Source organism: Vibrio sp. 10N.261.54.A5, from assembly GCF_041471145.1.
Classification (GTDB): Bacteria; Pseudomonadota; Gammaproteobacteria; order Enterobacterales; family Vibrionaceae; genus Vibrio; species Vibrio crassostreae_C.
The window spans coordinates 75,755-96,105 of record NZ_JBFRNU010000023.1 but is presented as its reverse complement, the minus strand read 5'-3'; the positions used below and the strand labels follow the sequence as shown (position 1 = coordinate 96,105).

19 protein-coding genes are annotated in these 20,351 nt (G+C 45.3%); 11 read left to right on the top strand and 8 right to left on the bottom strand.

Annotated elements, in window-relative coordinates:
* Positions 1–209: 209 nt before the first annotated feature.
* The 4 genes from AB4329_RS07495 to rlmM are packed head-to-tail and all read left to right on the top strand — an operon-like array spanning position 210 to position 3,210.
* Positions 210–1,118 carry a transcriptional regulator GcvA gene (locus AB4329_RS07495; RefSeq protein WP_012604639.1) on the top strand — a complete coding sequence of 303 codons (909 nt, stop codon included), beginning with the start codon at positions 210–212 and terminating at the stop codon, positions 1,116–1,118.
* Complete coding sequence (locus AB4329_RS07490) at positions 1,111–1,734, top strand: alpha/beta fold hydrolase (protein WP_372137951.1); 624 nt, start codon at positions 1,111–1,113, stop codon at positions 1,732–1,734. The genes AB4329_RS07495 and AB4329_RS07490 overlap by 8 nt, the downstream gene beginning before the upstream one ends.
* On the top strand, positions 1,724–2,122 hold the full coding sequence (locus AB4329_RS07485) for a DUF423 domain-containing protein (RefSeq protein ID WP_102319950.1): 399 nt from the start codon (positions 1,724–1,726) through the stop codon (positions 2,120–2,122). The genes AB4329_RS07490 and AB4329_RS07485 overlap by 11 nt, the downstream gene beginning before the upstream one ends.
* The gene (rlmM, locus tag AB4329_RS07480; protein ID WP_017070491.1) at positions 2,119–3,210 is read left to right on the top strand and encodes a 23S rRNA (cytidine(2498)-2'-O)-methyltransferase RlmM; all 1,092 of its coding nucleotides are present in this window, start codon (positions 2,119–2,121) and stop codon (positions 3,208–3,210) included. The genes AB4329_RS07485 and rlmM overlap by 4 nt, the downstream gene beginning before the upstream one ends.
* 80 nt (positions 3,211–3,290) lie before the next feature.
* On the opposite strand, the gene xni is transcribed toward rlmM, so the two are convergent.
* From xni to queF, 5 genes are all read right to left on the bottom strand, one after another.
* Positions 3,291–4,064: a flap endonuclease Xni gene (xni, locus tag AB4329_RS07475; RefSeq protein ID WP_372137949.1), complete on the bottom strand. Its 774-nt coding sequence runs from the start codon at positions 4,062–4,064 to the stop codon at positions 3,291–3,293.
* Between the two features lie 93 nt (positions 4,065–4,157).
* Entirely contained in the window at positions 4,158–5,522 is a 1,365-nt protein-coding gene (gene ppnN / locus AB4329_RS07470) for a nucleotide 5'-monophosphate nucleosidase PpnN (RefSeq protein ID WP_372083585.1), read from the bottom strand.
* Positions 5,523–5,765: 243 nt separating this feature from the next.
* A complete protein-coding gene (locus AB4329_RS07465; protein WP_017069497.1) occupies positions 5,766–7,331 on the bottom strand; it encodes a GGDEF domain-containing protein in 1,566 nt (521 codons plus the stop codon).
* Between the two features lie 118 nt (positions 7,332–7,449).
* The gene (locus AB4329_RS07460; RefSeq protein ID WP_102393215.1) at positions 7,450–9,708 is read right to left on the bottom strand and encodes a tetratricopeptide repeat protein; all 2,259 of its coding nucleotides are present in this window, start codon (positions 9,706–9,708) and stop codon (positions 7,450–7,452) included.
* A gap of 58 nt (positions 9,709–9,766) precedes the next feature.
* Positions 9,767–10,612 carry an NADPH-dependent 7-cyano-7-deazaguanine reductase QueF gene (gene queF / locus AB4329_RS07455; protein WP_017060768.1) on the bottom strand — a complete coding sequence of 282 codons (846 nt, stop codon included), beginning with the start codon at positions 10,610–10,612 and terminating at the stop codon, positions 9,767–9,769.
* A 131-nt stretch (positions 10,613–10,743) separates the two neighbouring features.
* Here queF and syd point away from each other — a divergent pair, with 131 nt between their 5' ends.
* From syd to AB4329_RS07440, 3 genes are all read left to right on the top strand, one after another.
* Positions 10,744–11,289 (top strand): SecY-interacting protein, encoded by a 546-nt coding sequence (gene syd / locus AB4329_RS07450; protein ID WP_050633962.1) that lies wholly within the window; start codon positions 10,744–10,746, stop codon positions 11,287–11,289.
* A 4-nt stretch (positions 11,290–11,293) separates the two neighbouring features.
* The gene (locus AB4329_RS07445) at positions 11,294–12,070 is read left to right on the top strand and encodes a Zn-ribbon-containing protein (protein WP_017060766.1); all 777 of its coding nucleotides are present in this window, start codon (positions 11,294–11,296) and stop codon (positions 12,068–12,070) included.
* Between the two features lie 402 nt (positions 12,071–12,472).
* Positions 12,473–13,678, top strand: coding sequence for a carbohydrate porin (locus AB4329_RS07440; protein ID WP_372137948.1), 1,206 nt, complete (start codon positions 12,473–12,475; stop codon positions 13,676–13,678).
* Between the two features lie 91 nt (positions 13,679–13,769).
* On the opposite strand, the gene AB4329_RS07435 is transcribed toward AB4329_RS07440, so the two are convergent.
* From AB4329_RS07435 to metN, 3 genes are all read right to left on the bottom strand, one after another.
* Positions 13,770–14,579, bottom strand: coding sequence for a MetQ/NlpA family lipoprotein (locus tag AB4329_RS07435; protein WP_017060765.1), 810 nt, complete (start codon positions 14,577–14,579; stop codon positions 13,770–13,772).
* A 66-nt stretch (positions 14,580–14,645) separates the two neighbouring features.
* Complete coding sequence (locus tag AB4329_RS07430; RefSeq protein WP_017060764.1) at positions 14,646–15,329, bottom strand: methionine ABC transporter permease; 684 nt, start codon at positions 15,327–15,329, stop codon at positions 14,646–14,648.
* Positions 15,319–16,353, bottom strand: coding sequence for a methionine ABC transporter ATP-binding protein MetN (gene metN, locus AB4329_RS07425; RefSeq protein WP_017060763.1), 1,035 nt, complete (start codon positions 16,351–16,353; stop codon positions 15,319–15,321). Before metN ends, AB4329_RS07430 begins: the two co-directional genes overlap by 11 nt.
* 207 nt (positions 16,354–16,560) lie before the next feature.
* Between metN and gmhB the strand changes: the two genes are divergently transcribed.
* The 4 genes from gmhB (at position 16,561) to treB (ending at position 20,264) form a co-directional block, all read left to right on the top strand.
* Positions 16,561–17,145 carry a D-glycero-beta-D-manno-heptose 1,7-bisphosphate 7-phosphatase gene (gmhB, locus tag AB4329_RS07420; protein WP_372137946.1) on the top strand — a complete coding sequence of 195 codons (585 nt, stop codon included), beginning with the start codon at positions 16,561–16,563 and terminating at the stop codon, positions 17,143–17,145.
* A gap of 112 nt (positions 17,146–17,257) precedes the next feature.
* Positions 17,258–17,599, top strand: coding sequence for an MliC family protein (locus tag AB4329_RS07415; protein ID WP_372137944.1), 342 nt, complete (start codon positions 17,258–17,260; stop codon positions 17,597–17,599).
* A 91-nt stretch (positions 17,600–17,690) separates the two neighbouring features.
* Positions 17,691–18,635: a trehalose operon repressor TreR gene (gene treR, locus AB4329_RS07410; RefSeq protein WP_017060760.1), complete on the top strand. Its 945-nt coding sequence runs from the start codon at positions 17,691–17,693 to the stop codon at positions 18,633–18,635.
* A 204-nt stretch (positions 18,636–18,839) separates the two neighbouring features.
* Positions 18,840–20,264: a PTS trehalose transporter subunit IIBC gene (gene treB, locus AB4329_RS07405; protein ID WP_022570656.1), complete on the top strand. Its 1,425-nt coding sequence runs from the start codon at positions 18,840–18,842 to the stop codon at positions 20,262–20,264.
* Positions 20,265–20,351 lie beyond the last annotated feature (87 nt).

The window sequence follows — 20,351 nt, the reverse complement described above, 5'->3', positions numbered from 1 at the left end:
ACAAAACATTTGGTAGAACTCTACCCAACTCGAAAAGAACGAGTTTGCAAACACAACATCGCAGGAGCTAAGCCAATTGATTCTAGAGAGAATCAAGCCGTTCAGGCTAGCTGCTGCGGGATGAAATATAGAATTTCTCTGGCTGCTAGGCAATGGACAAATTATAATGTTTCAGATAAAAAAAACTAATGCTTATTTAGAGAGTAACTATGTCTCGTCGATTACCCCCATTAAACTCGCTAAGAGTGTTTGAAGCTGCAGCTCGACACTTGAGTTTTACGCGTGCTGCAGAAGAGTTGTTTGTTACTCAAGCGGCAGTCAGTCATCAGATCAAAGCGCTTGAAGAATTCTTATCTTTGAAGCTGTTTCGCCGAAGAAACCGCTCTTTGCTGCTAACTGAAGAAGGTCAAAGCTACTTCTTAGATATCAAAGATATTTTCACATCACTAGCAGAAGCGACAGACAAAGTGCTGGAGCGAAGTGAGAAGGGCGCATTGACCATCAGTTTACCGCCGAGTTTTGCTATTCAATGGTTGGTACCAAGGCTCGCTGACTTTAATCAGCAAGAGCCTGATATTGATGTAAGAATCAAAGCCGTTGATATGGATGAAGGCTCGCTAACCGATGATGTAGACGTCGCTATCTATTATGGCCGAGGTAATTGGTCGGGGCTTAGAGCCGATAAGCTTTACCAAGAATACTTGATCCCTCTTTGCTCACCTTCCGTGCTGCTAGGAGTAAAACCATTAGAATCTCTCAGTGATTTAGCATGTCATACGCTATTGCATGATACTTCTCGAAAGGATTGGAAACAGTTCGCTAAGCAAAATGGCATCGATGGGGTAAACGTTAATCACGGCCCTATCTTCAGTCACTCAACCATGGTGCTGCAGGCAGCGGCTCACGGCCAGGGCATTGCTCTGGGTAACAACGTGTTGGCGCAGCCTGAAATCGAAGCGGGTCGTTTGATTGCGCCTTTTGATGAAGTGTTGGTGAGTAAGAACGCCTTCTATGTGGTTTGTCATGAGAAACAAGCCGACATGGGTCGTATTGCTACCTTCCGCGACTGGATGCTAGCGAAAGCGCAAAGTGAACAAGAGGACTTACTCGATGAATAACGTCATCATTGATGGTGAAGACAATCCCATCACCTTTATCTTTGCCCATGGTGCTGGCGCAGGCATGGAGCATGAGTTCATGCAGTCGGTAGCCAAAGGGTTAGCCTTTAAAGGGATACGAGTGATTCGTTTCAACTTCCCTTACATGATTAAACGTGCTGAAGATGGTAAGCGTCGTCCACCTGACAGAGCGCCTAAGCTACTTGAAGCCTATCAAGAGATTATTGAGCAGGTTGATGCCGGTAAGCTTGTGATTGGTGGTAAGTCGATGGGAGGGCGTATGGCGAGCCATTTGTCTGAACTTGATAAGGTGGCCGCAATGGCGTGTTTAGGCTTTCCTTTCCACCCACCAGGTAAACCCGAGAAATACAAAGGTGAGCATCTGGCTGAGTTAGCAAAGCCATGCCTCATTTTACAAGGTGAGCGCGATACCTTTGGTAAGCGTGAAGAGTTTGCTGATTTTGATCTGTCTGATTCTATTCGTGTTGAATTTATTCCCGATGGCGACCACAGCTTTAAACCTCGTAAGAGTTCTGGTTACACCGAGCAGCAGAATATTGCGTTAACCGTTGAGAAGTTATCAGCGTTTATCAAAGAGGTACTCAATGAGAAGTAAGTATTTACTCACGTTTGCTGGCATCTCTGGTGCGGTTGCTGTGATGCTTGGCGCATTTGCAGCTCACGGTTTGAAAGCTATCTTGTCTGAATATCTGCTAGGCGTGTTTGAGACGGGTGTTCAGTACCAATTTATCCATACTCTAGCGATATTGGCGTGTGGCGCTCTGCTGCAGATGAAACTTGGCGCTAAATCACAAAAATATTTTTTCATTGCGGCAATTTGCTTTATCATCGGCATCCTTTGTTTTAGTGGCAGCCTTTATGGCTTAGCACTGACAGGAATAAAATGGTTTGGCCCTATCACTCCGTTTGGTGGTCTACTATTTATCATTGGTTGGGGAGTCTTCTCCTTCGCTGCTTTGAATATAAAAGAGGTAACTCAGTGAAACACGTACTACTTTATTGTCGCTCTGGTTTTGAAAAAGAATGTGCTGGCGAAATTCAAGACAAGGCAACACAACTGGAAGTGTTTGGTTTTCCTCGCTTAAAGAACAATACAGGCTTTGTATTGTTTGAATGTTATCAAGCAGGTGAAGCGGACAAGTTGATCAAAGAGATCGATTTCCAATCACTGATCTTTGCTCGTCAAATGTTGGCAGTGGCTGTTGAAATTAAAGACCTGCCAACCGATGACCGTATTTCTCCAATTCTTGAGGCGCTTTCTGAGAAAGAAGGTTTCCCTCGTTGTGGTGATATCCGTATTGAAACGCCAGATACTAACGAAGCAAAAGAGCTTTTGAAGTTCTGCCGTAAATTTACCGTGCCGATGCGTCAAGCTATGCGTGGTAAAGGCCTGATGACTGCGAAAGATAACGCTAAGAAGCCTGTGCTTCATTTATGCTTCATCGCTCCGGGCCACTGTTTTGTTGGTTACTCTTACCCAACGAACAACTCCCAGTTCTTTATGGGTATCCCTCGTCTGAAGTTCCCATCAGATGCGCCAAGCCGTTCTACATTGAAGCTAGAAGAAGCATTCCACGTATTCATCCCTCGTGATGAGTGGGACGAGCGTTTGGCTCCAGGTATGTGGGGTGTTGATTTAGGTGCATGTCCAGGTGGTTGGACTTACCAATTGGTTAAGCGCTCGATGTTCGTTCACTGTGTTGATAACGGCATGATGGCAGACAGCCTAATGGAAACAGGTCAAATTAAGCACCACATGGTGGATGGCTTTAAGTTTGAACCAGACCGTAAGAACGTAACTTGGATTATCTGTGACATGGTAGAGAAGCCAGCTCGTGTTGCACACCTTATGGGGGAGTGGATCATCAAAGGCTGGGCGAAAGAAGCACTGTTCAACCTTAAACTGCCTATGAAAGGTCGTTACGATGAAGTACTGCAAGATATCGAGAACCTGAAAGTGTTCCTTATTGAGAACAAAGTGAAGTTTAAGATGCAGGCTAAGCACCTTTACCACGATCGCGAAGAGATCACGGTTCATATTCAGGCGCTTTCAAACATCTCACCGCACTAATATTTACGTTAGTGTGTCAGTGATAAAAAATGCTCCTTTAAGGGGCATTTTTTGTATCAATATTATCGAGTCACAGCGACTTAAGCGTTTGCTTCGTAACGAATATCTTGCAGGTTGAACCCTAAATCAATATCGGTTTTGAGTGCCGATACTTGCTTACATACACGAGCGGATTCGATGTGTTCGTCGAACTTCTTACGATATTTTTTCGGCAGATCTTCTGATTGATAGGCCGCTTCGATATCTGGGTAAGTGGTCAATATCTCTTTGGCTGCTTTTGGCCCGATACCTGGGATGCCCGGTACTTGGCTTGAGCTTACGCCCGTTAATCCCCAGTAATCCGCCAGTTGTTCAGGTTTAACGCCAAACTCAGCTTCGATAAAGGGTTTATCTAACCAGCGGTGCTGGAAGTAATCTCGGATCTGAAGCGTTGGTGACAACAGTTGGCAGTAGCCCTTATCCGTCGAGACGATGGTGACGGTTTCTCCGTGGTCAGCCACTTTCTTTGCCAGTGTTGCGACGAGATCATCCGCTTCATCGCCATCAGACAGCAGTGAATCAATGCCTAACTCCCACCAAGCTTGTTGAATAGCATCAAGGCCTTTCATCAATGGTTCTGGCATCGGTTTACGATTCTGCTTATAAGCAGGAAGCACATCTGCGCGCCAGCCACGGTCTTGTAAATGGTGATCAAATACCGCGATGATGTGGGTGGGCTTTGATTCATTCAGAATCTTATTGAGAGTGCGAATTGTGGTGGTAATGGTTCTTGCTATATCGGTTGGATCCGGCTGAACAGAGTGCACGCGTCGGATGAGGTTTAAGGCATCGATAATAACAAGATGGATAGACATAAGTTTCCACTAAATAGGCAATAAAAAAGGGGCTGCTAGCCCCTTATAGTAACGTATCACTTGGTGAGTTGAAACGTTGGTAACGTAAACGCCTTAATCACGTGAGGCGATTTTATAGCAAGGCACGTAGTCGGTCCCTCCCGGTAACTTCATTCGATGTTGCTCAACAAAGTCATTCAGCAGTTGGTCCATCTTGGTCATTAGCTCTTTGTCGCCATCAATTAGGAATGGGCCGTGCTTCTCGATCTCCAGAATACCCTCTGCTTTGACGTTACCAGCCACAATGCCTGAGAACGCTTTACGTAAATTAGCGGCTAGGCTTTCTGTTTTTTGGTCCATATGAAGATCAAGCGCCGCCATAGATTCGTGTGTTGGGTCGAATGGCAGTTGGAACTCAGGCTCAATATGCAGTGACCAGTTGTAGCTGTAGGCATCGCCAGTCTCTTTACGGTGAGAGCGCACATCTGGCATCGCTTGTTTCATGATTTTCGCAGCGCGTGCTGGGTCATCAATCACGATTTCATAATGTTTCTGTGCATCAGGCCCTAGAGTTTCACCAATGAACTTATCGATCGAGCGGAAATACGCTTCACTCTCTTTCGAGCCAGTTAGGACAATCGGCATTGGCTGCTCGGCGTTATTCGGGTGCATCATGATCCCTAAGATGTACAGCAGCTCTTCGGCCGTGCCTGGGCCGCCTGGGAAAATGATGATGCCATGCGCCATACGAACGAATGCCTCAAGGCGCTTCTCGATATCTGGCATGATCACCAGTTCGTTTACTATCGGGTTTGGTGGCTCAGCGGCAATGATTGAAGGCTCTGTCAGCCCTAAGTAACGATGATCAGTATAACGTTGCTTAGCGTGACCAATAGCCGCGCCTTTCATTGGCCCTTCCATCGCACCCGGTCCACAACCGGTACAGATGTTCAGCTCACGTAGGCCCAGTTCATTACCCACTTCGCGAGTGTACTGGTATTCAGTGGCATTAATTGAGTGACCACCCCAACACACGATCAGGTTAGGCTCGATGCCCGGCGTAAGTGCGCCTGCATTCCTCAGAATACCAAATACGAGGTTGGTAATGTGAGTGGCATTAGTCAGGTTGAGCCTTTGGTTATCTGCGAGGTGCATGTTGACGTAAACAATGTCACGCAGCACTGAAAATAGGTGTTCTTGGATACCCTTGATGATCTCACCATCGACAAAGGCATGCTCTGGTGGGTTGCTCAGCTCGAGTTTGATACCACGCTCACGTCGCACTACCTCAACATCAAACGATTGATACTTGTCGAGTAGCTCTTTGGAGTTGTCGGTGTGGCTACCTGAGTTGAGTACCGCTAACGTACAGTTACGATACAGTTGGTATAGATCACTAGACGCGGTTTTCTTAAGACGCTCAACCTCAAGTTGAGAGAGTAAATCCATGCTACCGGCAGGGCTGATATGAGTGATCATAGTGCCTCCTTGTTGAAAAGAGCAGGGGACGTTGAAGTGACCCTCTGGCTCGAGAGTGAGAAGCAAACGTTGAAAGTGTTTGGTTAAAGGTAGGAGAGAGTTAACCAGACGAAACGGATACGACAGCGTTGCTTGCCATGAATGCTTGTTAAGCGAATGTTAATCATTAGCTTAGCAAACATTGAGGGAAATGGTATGTGATAAGTATTTGAAAAAATGAAATAAATTAAATCTAGGGCTGGCCTAGTGCCAAACAAGTTGGTTGGTACCGCGTTGTTTTGCTTTATTTAGAGTCTTATTGAGTCGCTCTAGCACTTCTTCAGGTGTATCTGACTCTTTAAACTGAGTACTTGCCGCGCATAAAGTGATCGTGATTTGCTGGTCACGGAATTTAAAGGGCAGGCGGCTTACTTGAGTTTGAATGTTCTGAATCACCTGATGGCAATATTCATCGGTTTGCTCTGGCAGCAATAACACAAACTCTTCACCTGAAAAACGTGCCACAGTATCGGTGGTGCCTGCTTCTTTGGTAATAGTTCTTGCGATGATCTTGAGTGCTTTGTCGCCCGCGGTGTAACCAAAGCTATCGTTAATTGCTTTGAAGTTGTCGATGTCGAGCAGTACTACGCGTAGCGAGTGTTGCGCGCGGATCCAGCGGCGATACTCAAGCTCTAAGCGATCAGTAAAGGCAGTGCGATTGTAAACCTTGGTTAGAGGATCAAGCAGCATACGCTGAGCCTGATCTTCCAAGCGCTTACGGTAATCTTGCGTCACTTCATAGAGTGAATCTAACTGAGTCTTTCCGTAACTCATTCTCTCTATCAGAGCTTGTTCTTTTTGCTCTGCGTGGTTCAGCCTTTCCGAAAGAGAGGCGATTTCACTGAGTAGCGGATTAATTGACAGCTTTAAACTATCAATATCTTTCGCTTTATCTACCGAGCTTTGGCTTCTAGTGACTAGTTCATTTAACTCAGAGTTTAGACCTTGTCGGTGCTCAAAGTAGCTCTGGCTCTGGTCGGCATTTTGGTCTGCCGTTTTGATGCTGGACGCTAAAGAAGAATTAAGCTGATCGATGAATTGTTCAGACTTCTTACGTTCTAGGTTGGTGCCTTCAATAACCAGTTTGAGGATCTGAAGTGTTAGCTCAAGTAGGTTTTGTGTGGAAACACCAAGCAGCAGCTTCGCTCGAATATCGGTAAGCAGATCACCCGATTCACCCTCGAAGTCGAGTTCAGTGATCAGATGTTGTAGTTCGTTTGATAGGTCGGAAAGGAGCTCTTGTTCCGGAGAGTGCGCAGCGTCAGCAAAATGGGTGCGTGAGTTATTCGCCATAATCTTTATGGCACGCTCATAAATACCGAGAAGTTTCATGGCGTGGTCGACTTTCTGACTGCCATTGCATTCGGAGAAGCTAAGTAAGTTTCGTAGGTCGCGTTTGAGCTGTGCTGGAAGGCCAGTTATGCGCTGCAGCGTTTCCCCACTGTGCTTAATGCTATCGTCCAGATACCCGTTCTGTTTATCCATAGCCAACGTTTTCTGCTTAAGCATCCTTTCTAATACTGCCAGTTTTGGGATCATTGAGCTAATGTCTTTTTGCTTTTCTAGCTCTTCCCTAAGGGCAATGAGGTTTTCATCTAAATGGCTGTTACTACCAACACATGCATCACTTAAAGACGTGACGATACGCTTTAGAACTTTCTGTTCTCTAATAAACTTGAACGAGGTGTCTCTTTGCGTCAAACGGACCTGCTCCAACTGAGATTTCAGCTGGTGGAGTTGCGCCTGAATGTCTTTTTCAAGAATGCCCATAGATGTATTTATTAGCGCCGCGTAGACCGATCTCGATCATTTTGATGAAATTCCGTTACATCGATAATAACAAAACTAAAAATAAGGTCACGACTTGCTGCTCTTAACCGCTCGCAAATCAGTCATCTTTTAGCATTTTTTTGATGTTGTCCTCATTCTGGTACGAGGATTGTATTTTTATTAACCCTTGATTAATCGCATGTTTACACGCTTCTCTTATGTTACCAGTTGCAAGGCTCGCTGCTGGTGCATTATCGATAGCTTTTAGATAGACCCATTGGCTACTGCGCTCTTTGAGACTGATCTCACGGGCGAGATTGGTCGACATCAACAATACGTCGAGCAGCTCTTGATCGTTAATTGCGGTGTAAGCGCGTGGCAAGAATGGGTAGTCAGCGATGCCCATACGGACCGTTCGGTTGATGTTTCGCTCTGTTTCGAAGTCATTCACCCAAGACTGAATCTTTCTGAACATGTCCTCAGGCGACAAATCACGGTCCGCGTTTGGCTCGATATAAAGCAGGTTCGCATCCGAGAAGTGGTAGACACGAGCTGGGCCTTCAAGCTTAGATTTTAGGAATTCACCGAAAGCGTCTTCCAGTTCTAGACCGGCTTTGTAACCGTTCTGCGTGTACATATTGCGTAAGAACGGTAAATCAATCATCACGAAGCGTAAGCGGTCGTTGAGTGGCTCATGAATCAATTCGCCAAGTTGCCACTGTTCGAAGGTCTGGCTGGTTTGTTCTAGCGAATTGGACAGCTTGGCATTGAGCATTCTGAGGTTCGGGAGCTTAGATCGTGAGTGCGTAAACAGGTCTGTTCGTAGTGAGTCGACTTCTTTGGCTAAGGTTTGAATGAGGTAGCCACGGCGAAGCACAAAGAAGAACAAGATAATACTGAACAAGAATAGGGCGAACGATATTTTCTGGAACTTGCGATGCTCTAGTTTGTACTTTTCTAGCTCTTGCGCTTGGCCTGCGTAGTGCAGGGTTTGTTCGGCAAATTCTTTCTGTTGACGGAACGCGTCTTCGCCAACACGGTTGAGTTTTTGCTGCTCTAGAGAGACAAGGCTGTTGTATTGCTTGAGGTTTGCCAATGCTTGCTGTGGACGACCTGCCTGTTCATAACCCAAAGAAAGTAAGTAGTACGAGCGTTGTGAAAGGCGCATGTTCTCTATCTGGCGTGAGATCTCAAGTGCACGTGTCGCATGCTTTATCACGTCTTCGCTTTCTTGTAGGTGATACGCTAACCCTGCAGATAACAGTGCAGCACGGCCTTCCAGCTTTGGAATGTCGGTATATTCCAGCAGCTCAAGGGCACGGGTTAGGTACTGTTCTGCTAGAGGGTAGTTATAAAGGCGTAAGTAGGTCGCCGATAGACTTAGTCGGATATCAATGACTTGGTGGATATCTCGGTCAGTGCTTTCGTGATCAAGAACGTTGAAGAAGTGTACCAAGGCAAGGTTATATTTCCCTTGATAGAAGTACACATCCCCCATTTTCTTAAGCACTTGTGCTAAGACAGGCGAGTTTTCAAAGTTGTCATAGAAATCAGCGGCTTGAGATAGGTGTTCTAACGCTTTATCCAACACTTGGCGCTCAAAGAAAAGCTGCGCAAGTAGGCGGTTGACCTTGGCCAAACGTGAACTTAGATTGCCCTCTACTGATTTCCAGTAGCCATACAACAACTCGGATAACGCGTGGTTGTACTCTTTGTGAGTCAGATAAAACTCGCCGACGGAGATATGGTAGTCGATGGTGACTTTTTCAGAGTAACGTTGATCGAGATAGGTTTTGGCTTCTTGATAGAACTTTTCGGCTTCATCGATCTTGTTGTCGTAAGAGGCGATGTCGGCTTTCAACATGATCAAGCGATAGGTAATGCCTTCCGTTAAGCGTAAGGTTTTATTCACCGACTCTAGATTTGTTTCAATGTTAGTGAGCTCTGATTTTGCTTTGGCTGATTTTCTATCACTCAGCCAAAGTAAGCGAACTTTTAGGATCTGAAGATCTATTTTTAGGTAATCAAGCTTATAGGTTTGCGCTAGCTCGGAGGCTTTGTCGATGTGCTGAATCGCAATACGCATATTGCCAAGGTTGTATTCCGCTTTGGCTAAGATCTTATACGCATCGATACTGCTGTTTGGTGTTCGAATCGAGGAGTCTGTCTCTTCGCGAGAAATAGCTGAAGGGCTTTTCTCGCGTTGATCAGAAAGGACACGCAGCGTTAGGTAGCTGTTGGCCATTTGTTTTGCTTGGCTCGGCTCGATCTCAACCAAATTATTGGCTTCATTGAGTAGCGCCGACGAATAAACCGACGCATTGACCGATGTGCTTAAGCTTAAAATAAATAGACTAACAACGTATAACCAACGCATTTCAATGTCCCTTTAAAGATTTGGTAGGTTCAAATAAGTGTGGGTGGTTCTCGCCTGATTATTGGCGAGCCATACGCTTATTGTGGCTTGGTCTATCTTGCTCTGTTGAACGGTATGGGTTGATATCCAGACCACCACGACGTGTGTAACGTGCGAACACAGTTAGCTTCGAAGGTGCACAGTATTTCATGATGTCAGTGAAGATACGCTCAACACATTGTTCGTGGAATTCATTGTGCTCACGGAAAGAAACTAAATAGCGTAGCAGAGCTTCACGGTCAATTTGCTTACCAGAATATGCGATCTCAACGCTGCCCCAATCCGGTTGATTGGTGATCAAACAGTTCGACTTCAATAGGTGGCTGTGCAGTGTTTCTTCAACGTCTTGTTCGCCAGCAGCGCCTTCAAGCAGCGACGCTTCAAAGTCGTAGCTAGTGATTTGGATGTCTTGGTTGTCGATACAGTCACCTTCCATCGTCACGATAGGTTGGTTAGTGTAGTCGGTTACTGAGTTTACATTCACAATCACCGTTTCGCCTGCACATGCCGACAAATCTTGGGTCAGGCGCTCGGTTACTTGATCCCAGTTTTCAAATTGAGTCTGGTTGTAGCTGTTCAGGTACAGCTTGAAAGATTTTGATTCAATTAAATTTGGGCTGGTTGCTGGGATGAAAACTTCACCGACAGCCACTTGTGGTAGACCATTGGTGTTTAGCCACGAAAGCTCGTACATCGTCCAAATATCATGACCAACAAAAGGCAGCTCGCCGTTTAGCGCAAGATCATCGCGATTAAGGCTACGAGGCACTGGTTGCAATAAACTTGCATCGTATTGGTTAGAGTACTCAGTTTTTTGGCCAAGGGTTAAACCCGCTAGCTCTTTTGCGTCAGAATATTTGCTCATACTTTCGTTTCAAATTCGATTAGAATGGGGTCGATTTTACTGAATCCCCCTTACCCTGTCATTAAGTCATCGCTTAATCGGCGCGGAAAGGGCTCGGATTCTATTTATTATTTTGTGTTTAGGAGATTTTCATGACTCAACGTGCTCAAGACGCACTACTTTCTTTTAGTCAGCGATACGTTGACGCGTGGCAGCAGAAACACCAAAGCTTACCTCGTAATGAGGAGTTGGTGGACATCGTATCGCCATGCGTAGAAGAAAAGAGTGGCGATGCCGTGTTGTGGAAGCACTATCCACGTGAGCAATTCGCGGATTTCACCAACGTTGAAACCGGTATTGAGTTGACTCTGCATGAAGACATCAAAACTTTCTACGGCGCACAATTCAGCGCAGATATGAACGCAACTTTCGATGGTAACGAATTGACTCTGTTACAGATTTGGAGTGATGAAGACTTCGAATGCCTACAAGAAAACATTTTGGGTCACCTAGTAACTCAGCGTCGCTTGAAGCTAAAACCAACGGTTTTCATTGCCGCGACCGATGCTGAGCTGGATGTTATCTCTATCTGTAACCTAACGGGTAACGTGATTTTGGAGCGCTTAGGTACCAAAAATCGTGATGTGCTCGCCGAGACATTGGCAGAATTTTTAGAAAAGCTACAACCAGCGGTATAAATAGATGTACGTACTAGAACTTCAATTTGAGTGTTTTGATAACACAACGGTAAGCGCTGTCGACAAGGCGGTTAATGGCTTAATGGATGCACTTCGTTATAACGGACAAGTGTTAGGTCGTGAGTTCCCAATCGTGATGGGCGATGGGGAATTCTATGTTCGCGTTGTGTGCCCGGAGCAAGATAGCTTGCACCCGCGGAATCACTCAGACTTTGTGAAAGTGTGTTTTGATCGCTTGTCTAACGCGAGCCTACTAGCGCCTAAAATGCGTTTGCTCGGTCGAGATCTGAACTCAGAAGAAGTGGCAGAAGATGAAACACCAAGCTGGCAGGTGTTATACACGACATTCGTGCACACCTGTTCACCGCTGCGTAGTGGCGATAGCTTGCTACCAATCCCTTTGTATCGCAATCCACCTACCTTCAATGGCGACCATAAAGCCGTGTTGAAATGGCAGACCGAATGGCAAGCCTGTGATGAAGTACAAATGGGTGGTGGTTGTCGCGCGGAACATGCAACGCTAACCGAGATCAGTGACACGAAGAGTGTGCTGTTTAAACGCGGTTGGGGTCTAAGAGGGCGCATTGAGTATCTGACTAAGGTTCCAACCTACTACTACTTATACCGTGTCGGTGGGATCAGCCTGAAAGATGAAAAAGAGCGCAAATGCCCGCAATGTGGTGGTGAATGGCTGCTAGATGCGCCTATCCACGATATTTTCTATTTCAAGTGTGATGACTGCCGATTGGTGTCAAACATCTCTTGGGATCACCTGAAGTAGTCTTCTTGTAGTTATTTAAGCGTCATGCTTTAGATATCGGAGTGCTATTTAGTGCTCCGATATTTTTTTCCTTTTATATTAAATGTTTAGCACCTTGTATCATCCCCGATGCCGTGACTTCGTTACCTGTCTTAGCTTGATCTTTGTTACTCTCTTATCGTTATCCTTTTCCCCTTTAAATACGCACAGAACGTGATACTCAGCTCTTTCTGTAGCGCCAATGTATTCATTGAAATAATCCAACACCCATCAACTTTTAGTTATCTCAATAGTTATCCTGATCACAATAATCAATCAGTTCTCTTTCAATTTATATTCTGCTCAATATAAATGGGATCGATCCCATGGGAATGTTCCCATTTATAAATAATAACCTGATTCTAGATCTGAAAGGAATGGACGATGAAACTGTTACCTATTGCTGCTGCACTCTCTACTGCTTTACTTGCTCCTAATTTATACGCTGATGAAACCACGCCATTGGAGTTCAATGGCTACATGCGCGGCGGCGTTGGCCTGAGTAATGAAGGCGGCTCAAACAGCAAGTGGGAGGTGAGTAAAGTTGGCCGACTCGGCAACGAAAATGACCTGTATGGTGAGTTTGGCTTTAAGAAAGAAGTGTATGCTGAGGACGACGTTTCATTTTTAGTTGATTCCATGTTGTCGTACTGGCAAGGCCAAGATGAGAATGCCGCGGATAAAAGCGTGGATGTGGTGCAATTGAATGTTCAGGCGGTGGGGCTTTTTGAAGATAAGGACATTGGGATTTGGGCGGGTGAGCGCTACTACCAACGTCATGATGTGCACATCGTTGATAACTACTACTGGGATGTAAGTGGTATTGGAGCCGGCGTTGAACACATCAACCTAGGCCCTGGTAAAGTATCGGTGGCTTTGATTCAAGACACGGTGACTGGCGATGTGTTTGATGGCAAAGAAACCACAGCCATGATTGCTGATATACGTTATGCGGGCATTCCATTGTGGAGCAATGCTGATCTTGAGGTCGGTATTGATATGAACTTCGCCAATGAAAAACAAGGTCAAACGGTGGATGCGGATGACAGCGTAATGCTAACGGCGAGCTTGAATCAAAACCTATCTGGCGGCTTCAACAAAACCATTCTACAGGTTGCTAACTCTGGTTATGCCGAGCAGATGACGACTTTTGGAACGGGTAAAGGCATCGTTCGTGATGCAAACAACAATGACGCCGATGGCTTCCGTTTGATTAACTGGGGCGTGCTTGCGATTGGTGAGAACATCGAGTTTGGCCACACTGTGCGTTATGCCGCGTCAACCGGTGTGGGTGCTAATAATAGTGATGATGACTCTTTCAGTGCCGTCATTCGTCCGCTTTATAAGTGGGACAAGCGCATGCGTACCATCCTTGAAATTGGTGGTTTTGTAGAAACGATTGATAACCAAGATGGGGCAGGTGGTAAATTCACAATCGCTCAGGCTTGGGTTCCACAAGTGGGTTTCTGGTCTCGTCCTGAATTCCGTATCTTCGCCACTTACTTGAATGATGCTGAAAACGACAATGCCTTCGGTGAAGGTAAAAACAGTGAAATGAGTGTTGGTATGCAAGTGGAAGCTTGGTGGTAAGTCGAACTTCCTGGTAAATCCTAACCAATAAAAAGGGGCTGACGTTATGTCAGCCCCTTCGGGTATCTATACAGTGCTGTTATTTAGTTGATTACCAACCTTTAACGACGCCACCTTGGAAGATGTCAGAAGCTGCGTTGTACACTTCTTCAGTTTGGTAAGCTTTAACGAAGTTTTGTACGTTTTCAGCGTTTAGGTTGTCTTCACGAGAAACGATTAGGTTTACGTAAGGAGAATCTTTGTCTTCAACGAATACGCCATCTTTTTGTGGAGTCAGGTTGATAGAGCTCGCGTAAGTTGTGTTGATGATAGATAGAGCAACATCATCAAGAGAACGTGGCAGTTGAGCTGCGTCTAGTTCAACAATCGTTAGGTTCTTAGGGTTACCCACGATGTCGCGAACTGTAGCTAGAAGACCTGCGCCTTCACGAAGTTCAAGAAGACCTTGTTGCTCAAGAAGAAGTAGAGAGCGACCTAGGTTTGTAGGGTCGTTTGGTACAGCAATACGAGCACCGTCTTGGATTTCGTCTACCGATTTCACTTCTTTAGAGTAACCCGCAATTGGGTAAACAAACGTGTTACCAGCGATAGTTAGCTTGTAGCCACGGTCAGCCACTTGCTGATCTAGGTACGGTGCGTGTTGGAATGCGTTGATGTCGATAGAACCATCATCTAGAGCTGCGTTTGGTGTTACGTAATCCGTGAAAGTAACCAGTTCAACGTCTAGGCCGTATTTCTCTTTCGCTACTTTAGCTGCCACTTCAGCAACTTGCGCTTCTGCACCTGCCATTACGCCAACTTTTACTTTAGAAGTATCCACTTCTTTATCACCACAACCTGCTAGAACTAGCGCTGAAGCTGCTGCTGCGATAGTTAGTAAACCTTTAAGGTTAAATTTCATAATAATCTCCTTTTAATAAATCTATTTAATTAGGTTCAGACGACTCTAATCTTTATGTGTGAGTCTTTATCTGTGGTCAACGCGGCGAACTAATGAATCACCGATTGATTGAATAATTTGTACCAGCACAATCAACATCACTACTGTCACAGCCATGATGGTCACATCGTAGCGGTGGAATCCGTAACGAATCGCGACATCACCTAGGCCACCACCGCCTACAGTACCGGCCATTGCTGAGTAGCTCACCAGAGTCACTAGCGTAATCGTTACTGAGTTGATGATAGTCGGTAGTGCTTCTGGAAGCAGAACCTTATTGATGATTTGTGTTGGTGTTGCGCCCATTGATTGGGCCGCTTCCACTAGACCTGTTGGTACTTCAAGTAGTGCACTTTCGATAAGTCGAGCCACGAATGGGATAGCGCCAATCGTCAGTGGAACAATCGCTGCTGTTGTACCGATGAAGGTACCAATCAGCATCTTAGTCAGTGGAATAATCGCAACCATCAAAACTAAGAAAGGTACTGAACGACCCACGTTCACAATCGCACCTAGAATCTTGTTTACTTTGGTGTTCTCTAACAGGCCACCTTTTTTAGTCGTATGCAGAATCACGCCTAGTGGAATACCGACCGCGAAGCCAACAATGCCTGCAACAGCAACCATGTAAAGCGTTTCGCCTGTTGCGCCTAATAGAAGGTTACCGTTAAGGCTGATCCAGTCAGCAATCTCGTTGAAACTAAAGGACATAACCAAGCACCTCTACTTTTACATTGTTGTCGCGTAGGAATTGGATAGCAGCATTATCATCTGCTTCATTACCGAACAGTTCAGCGACCATCATGCCGAACTTCACGCCACCGGCGTAATCAAGGTCAGAACTTAAGATGCTGACATCGATATTGAATTTACGTGCGATTTGCGTCATTAGCGGAGCATCAACCGTTGCACCAGTAAACTCAAGACGCACCAGCGGGTAGCTGCTGTTTACGCGAGTCTCTTGCAAACGTGCTTGGTAATCTTCAGGGATCGTCAGATCCAACGTTGAGCGAATAAACTGATGCGCTAGCTCTGTCTTCGGATGAGCAAAGATGTCACCGACTGTACCTTTCTCTACCAATTCACCGCCGCCAATGATCGCAACCTCGTGACAAATGCTTTTAACCACATCCATCTCGTGTGTAATAAGCAGGATAGTGATGTTCAGCTTGCGGTTGATTTCACGCAGCAGCTCAAGGATAGATTGAGTTGTTGCTGGATCCAATGCGCTGGTGGCTTCATCACATAGCAGTACTTTCGGGTCAGAGGCCAGTGCGCGAGCAATCGCCACACGCTGCTTTTGACCACCACTTAGGTTTGCCGGGTAGGTGTCACGCTTATCAGCAAGGCCAACCAGTTCAAGTAACTCGCTGACTTTCGCTTCAATAATCGCTTTATCTTTACCAGCAAGTTCTAGAGGCAGTGCTACATTGTTAAATACAGTACGAGAAGACAGCAGGTTGAAGTGCTGGAATATCATGCCGATGTTACGGCGCGCTTCGCTAAGTTCTGATTTGCTGAGTTTTGTTAGGTCGATACCGTCAACAATCACTTCACCAGAGGTCGGAGCTTCCAACATATTTACACAACGGATCAGGGTACTTTTGCCTGCACCAGAAGAGCCGATGACTCCAAAGATTTGACCTTGAGGAATGTGGAGGTTGATATCAATTAAGGCATTGATTTCTTTAGTGCCTTGATAAAAAACCTTGTTGACTTGATTCACTTTAATCATAGAGAAACCCGTGCAGGTAGAACAGAATAATATGTCGATAGCTCGCTCGATTTACAGACGATGCTATGGTGTTCTATGATCTAAGTCAATAGATATTTTTACGTCTAGACGGCTAAACGTCGATTGTATGGCTAAGCTAGAAACAAATCGTTAACGAACGCAAAACTAAATAGATAGTGATGAAGCAAATAAAGCGTGTAATAATTAATGATTAATAGAGAGTTGATAGAGAACAAAATTTTGTCTAAACCTGCTGTTTTTTTAGATCGTGATGGAGTGATTAACGTTGATCACGGCTACGTACATGATGAGCATGACTTTGAATACATCGATGGTGTGTTTGAAGCGGCGAAAGCGTTTAAAGATATGGGTTATTTATTGGTGCTATTGACCAACCAATCTGGTATTGCTCGCGGCATGTTTAGTGAAGACCGTTTTCTTTCTTTAACGCAGTGGATGGATTGGAACTTTGTTGATAATGGTGTCGAGCTCGATGGCATTTATTACTGTCCTCACCACGCTGAGCACGGTATTGGTGACTACAAGCAAGATTGTGAATGTCGTAAGCCAAAGCCAGGCATGTTCATTTCTGCTCGTGACTTTCTGAAGATTGATATGGCTAACTCGGTCATGATCGGCGATAAAGCGGAAGACATGATGGCTGCAGAAGCAGCAGGTGTTGGTACTAAAGTCTTGGTAAGAACGGGTAAACCCATCACTGAAAAAGGTGAAGCGTTGGCTAGCGTGGTACTTGATAGCATTAAAGACGTACCCGCTTTCTTAAAAGGCTAAACGTTTTATTTATCACTAAGGTATGGACCTATCATTAGGCACTTACATTAGGTTTGTTCGAACCTGTGAATAGGCTAAGTGTCGTTGACTATATAAAGATGAGGAACGAAGTATGAAAGCTATGTTGGTAGCATCTCTATGTACAGTAGCATTGGTTGGGTGCTCTAAATCAGCAGCCCCTGAGACTGATAGCGCAACATCGAATGATCAATTCGCGACTTATCAATGTGAGTCTGACGTCTCGTTTGATGTGTCTTACCTTGATAATAAAAAAGCGGTACTACGCTTGCCTGATAATGAATACCGCCTGACTCAAGTTCCAGCGGGCTCAGGAACCAAATACATCTTAGATGATGGCACTTCAGAGATGATTAACAGCATCACTTTGCGCACGAAAGGTGACAATGCGCGTCTAGAACTTGGTCGCGTAGTCTATCGAAATTGCCAAAAGTAAGTCATAGTAAGAACTGCTAGTATTTACAAACAGTTAAGTGAGGGAATCTACCCTCACTTTTTCTTCTCTTCCCTTTAACGTTAGACTTTTTATGAGCAAAAAACTCACTATTCTTGATATTGCAAAGCTGTCCGGTGTTGGTAAGTCAACCGTATCACGCGTTCTGACCAATGATCCAAAAGTGAAACCTGAAACCCGTGAAAGGGTGGAAAGAGTAATTCAAGAATCTGGGTACACGCCTTCAAAATCTGCGCAATCGATGCGCGGTGGCAGTCAAAAAGTCATCGGCGTAATCATTTCTCGTCTGGACTCTCCTTCTGAAAACAAAGCGGTAAGTACGATGCTGGCCGAGTTGTATCGAGCGGATTACGATGTCGTGATCATGGAAAGCCAACTTGATAGAGATAAAGCCAATGAGCACCTGCAAGTTCTAAAGCGTCGTAACGTTGATGGCATTATTGTATTTGGTTTTACTGACTGCGATATTCCGGCAATCGAAGCTTGGGAACACAAAGCGGTGGTGATTGCTCTGGATACCGAGAACGTGACGTCGATTAACTATGATAACCAACAGGTGATCAATAGTGCGTTGGTGCATTTATCGGATCAAGGGATCTCTGACGTTGGCTTTATCGGGGTTGATCCTAGTGATAAATCAACCGGTGAACTGCGTCTTAAGGCTTATCTCGATTGGTGTGAAAACACAGGTTCAGTGGCAAACTATCGTACTGGTCAACTTCATCACGAAAGTGCTTATCAGCTGGTGGATGAGGTGTTAACTCCCGCGACTCAAGCGATCGTTTGTGCCAGTGATACGCTGGCTCTTGGTGTAATCAAGCGTCTGCAAGAACTACAACGTGAAGATGTGGTCGTCACCGGCGTTGGTGGCAATGATCTTCTCTCTTTCTTATTCCCACGAGTATTTAGCATTGATCCTGGTTACCAATCTGCAGGTAAGCTGGCTGCTAATCTATTGATCTCTCAGCTTTTAGGCAATTCAGAGATCTCTCATCACACTCAATCTCCGATTCTATAATCCACTCAATTAAGCGAAATTGAACCGCTTAGATTAAAATTAGAGTGTGATCTCTTTCAATTAATGGGACTGTTCCCATTTTAATTTATCATTCATGTGGGCATTATAATAATCGTGATTGGGAATGTTCCCATCAATCTAAATCGAAGTGGTTATAGCTGCATGGTTTAGAAGAGTAATTGAATGAAACCAGGGTGGGGTAGTATGAGTAAGATAGCGAAGCAAGACGTTGCGCGTCTTATCGAGTTAGTCGGTGGCAAAGAGAATATTGCGAGTGTCAGCCACTGTCTAACTCGACTGCGTTTTGTATTGAACGATACGGAACAAGCGAACAAAGCAGAATTAGAGAAGCTTAAACTGGTAAAAGGCTGCTTTACTAACGCAGGTCAATTCCAAGTCGTGATTGGCACTGAAGTTGATGAAGTGTACGCACTTTTGATTGAGCAAACTGGTAAAGATGCATCATCAAAAGATGAGGCGAAGTTGGCTGCTCGTCAAAATATGAACTTCCTTGAGCGTGGTATATCCCATTTAGCCGAAATTTTTGTACCACTGCTGCCTGCCATCATTACTGGCGGTTTGATTCTTGGTTTCCGTAATGTGATTGGCGACATTCGCATGTTCGACGGCAAAACCCTAGTTGAAATCAGTCAATTCTGGGCAACGGTTCACTCTTTCTTATGGTTGATCGGCGAAGCTATTTTCTTCTTCCTTCCGGTTGGTGTGTGTTGGGCAACGGTTAAGAAGCTCGGCGGAACCCCTATTTTAGGCATCACGCTCGGTGTGACCTTGGTTTCCCCGCAATTGATGAACGCTTACATGATAGGTAAATCGGTACCTGAAGTGTGGGACTTTGGCTTGTTCGTGATAGAGAAAGTTGGTTATCAGGCTCAGGTGATCCCTGCGATGTTAGCGGGTGTGGCTCTGGCCTTCATCGAGACCAACCTTAAGCGTATTGTTCCTTCTTACCTGTACCTTGTTGTCGTGCCGTTCGTATCGATTATTTTGTCTGTGATTCTAGCGCACGCTTTCATTGGCCCATTTGGCCGTATGTTAGGCGATGGCGTGGCATTCGCGGCTAAAGCGGCAATGACGGGTGACTTTGCGATTCTTGGTTCAGTAGTCTTTGGCTTCCTATACGCACCTTTGGTTATTACAGGTATTCACCACACAACCAATGCCGTCGACCTACAACTGATGCAAGACTTAGGCGGCACACCAATCTGGCCTTTGATTGCGCTATCAAATATTGCACAAGCTTCAGCGGTTGTTGGCATCATCATCTTAAGCAAACGCGAAGGCGAACGAGATATCTCGGTTCCAGCTGCAATCTCTGCTTACTTAGGTGTAACAGAGCCAGCGATGTACGGCATCAACCTTAAATACAAATTCCCAATGCTGAGCGCAATGATCGGCAGTGCCGCTGCGGCTGCTATCTGTGGTAGTGCAGGAGTGATGGCGAATGGTATCGGTGTTGGTGGCTTGCCAGGCATCTTATCGATTCAACCGCAATATTGGTCTGTTTACTTAATTGCGATGCTGGTGGCGATTGTACTACCCGTCACGTTAACACTGTTCTTCTATAAACGAGCACAGATGAAAGGCGAACTAGAAACCGCCAACGCGTAATGCATTTAATAAGCGATGACTCCAAAGTGAGCCATCGCTTTTTCTCTTAGTTATAGCTTTTTCTTTTAGTTATAACGGCTATTCGAC

Bases quoted from the DNA above. Each gene is read 5' to 3' on its own strand.
- AB4329_RS07495 (WP_012604639.1), top strand. From the start codon at position 210: ATGTCTCGTCGATTACCCCCATTAAACTCGCTAAGAGTGTTTGAAGCT.
- AB4329_RS07490 (WP_372137951.1), top strand. From the start codon at position 1,111: ATGAATAACGTCATCATTGATGGTGAAGACAATCCCATCACCTTTATC.
- AB4329_RS07485 (WP_102319950.1), top strand. From the start codon at position 1,724: ATGAGAAGTAAGTATTTACTCACGTTTGCTGGCATCTCTGGTGCGGTT.
- xni (WP_372137949.1), bottom strand. From the start codon at position 4,064: ATGTCTATCCATCTTGTTATTATCGATGCCTTAAACCTCATCCGACGC.
- ppnN (WP_372083585.1), bottom strand. From the start codon at position 5,522: ATGATCACTCATATCAGCCCTGCCGGTAGCATGGATTTACTCTCTCAA.
- AB4329_RS07465 (WP_017069497.1), bottom strand. From the start codon at position 7,331: ATGGGCATTCTTGAAAAAGACATTCAGGCGCAACTCCACCAGCTGAAA.
- AB4329_RS07460 (WP_102393215.1), bottom strand. From the start codon at position 9,708: ATGCGTTGGTTATACGTTGTTAGTCTATTTATTTTAAGCTTAAGCACA.
- queF (WP_017060768.1), bottom strand. From the start codon at position 10,612: ATGAGCAAATATTCTGACGCAAAAGAGCTAGCGGGTTTAACCCTTGGC.
- syd (WP_050633962.1), top strand. From the start codon at position 10,744: ATGACTCAACGTGCTCAAGACGCACTACTTTCTTTTAGTCAGCGATAC.
- AB4329_RS07445 (WP_017060766.1), top strand. From the start codon at position 11,294: ATGTACGTACTAGAACTTCAATTTGAGTGTTTTGATAACACAACGGTA.
- AB4329_RS07440 (WP_372137948.1), top strand. From the start codon at position 12,473: ATGAAACTGTTACCTATTGCTGCTGCACTCTCTACTGCTTTACTTGCT.
- AB4329_RS07435 (WP_017060765.1), bottom strand. From the start codon at position 14,579: ATGAAATTTAACCTTAAAGGTTTACTAACTATCGCAGCAGCAGCTTCA.
- AB4329_RS07430 (WP_017060764.1), bottom strand. From the start codon at position 15,329: ATGTCCTTTAGTTTCAACGAGATTGCTGACTGGATCAGCCTTAACGGT.
- metN (WP_017060763.1), bottom strand. From the start codon at position 16,353: ATGATTAAAGTGAATCAAGTCAACAAGGTTTTTTATCAAGGCACTAAA.
- gmhB (WP_372137946.1), top strand. From the start codon at position 16,561: ATGATTAATAGAGAGTTGATAGAGAACAAAATTTTGTCTAAACCTGCT.
- AB4329_RS07415 (WP_372137944.1), top strand. From the start codon at position 17,258: ATGAAAGCTATGTTGGTAGCATCTCTATGTACAGTAGCATTGGTTGGG.
- treR (WP_017060760.1), top strand. From the start codon at position 17,691: ATGAGCAAAAAACTCACTATTCTTGATATTGCAAAGCTGTCCGGTGTT.
- treB (WP_022570656.1), top strand. From the start codon at position 18,840: ATGAGTAAGATAGCGAAGCAAGACGTTGCGCGTCTTATCGAGTTAGTC.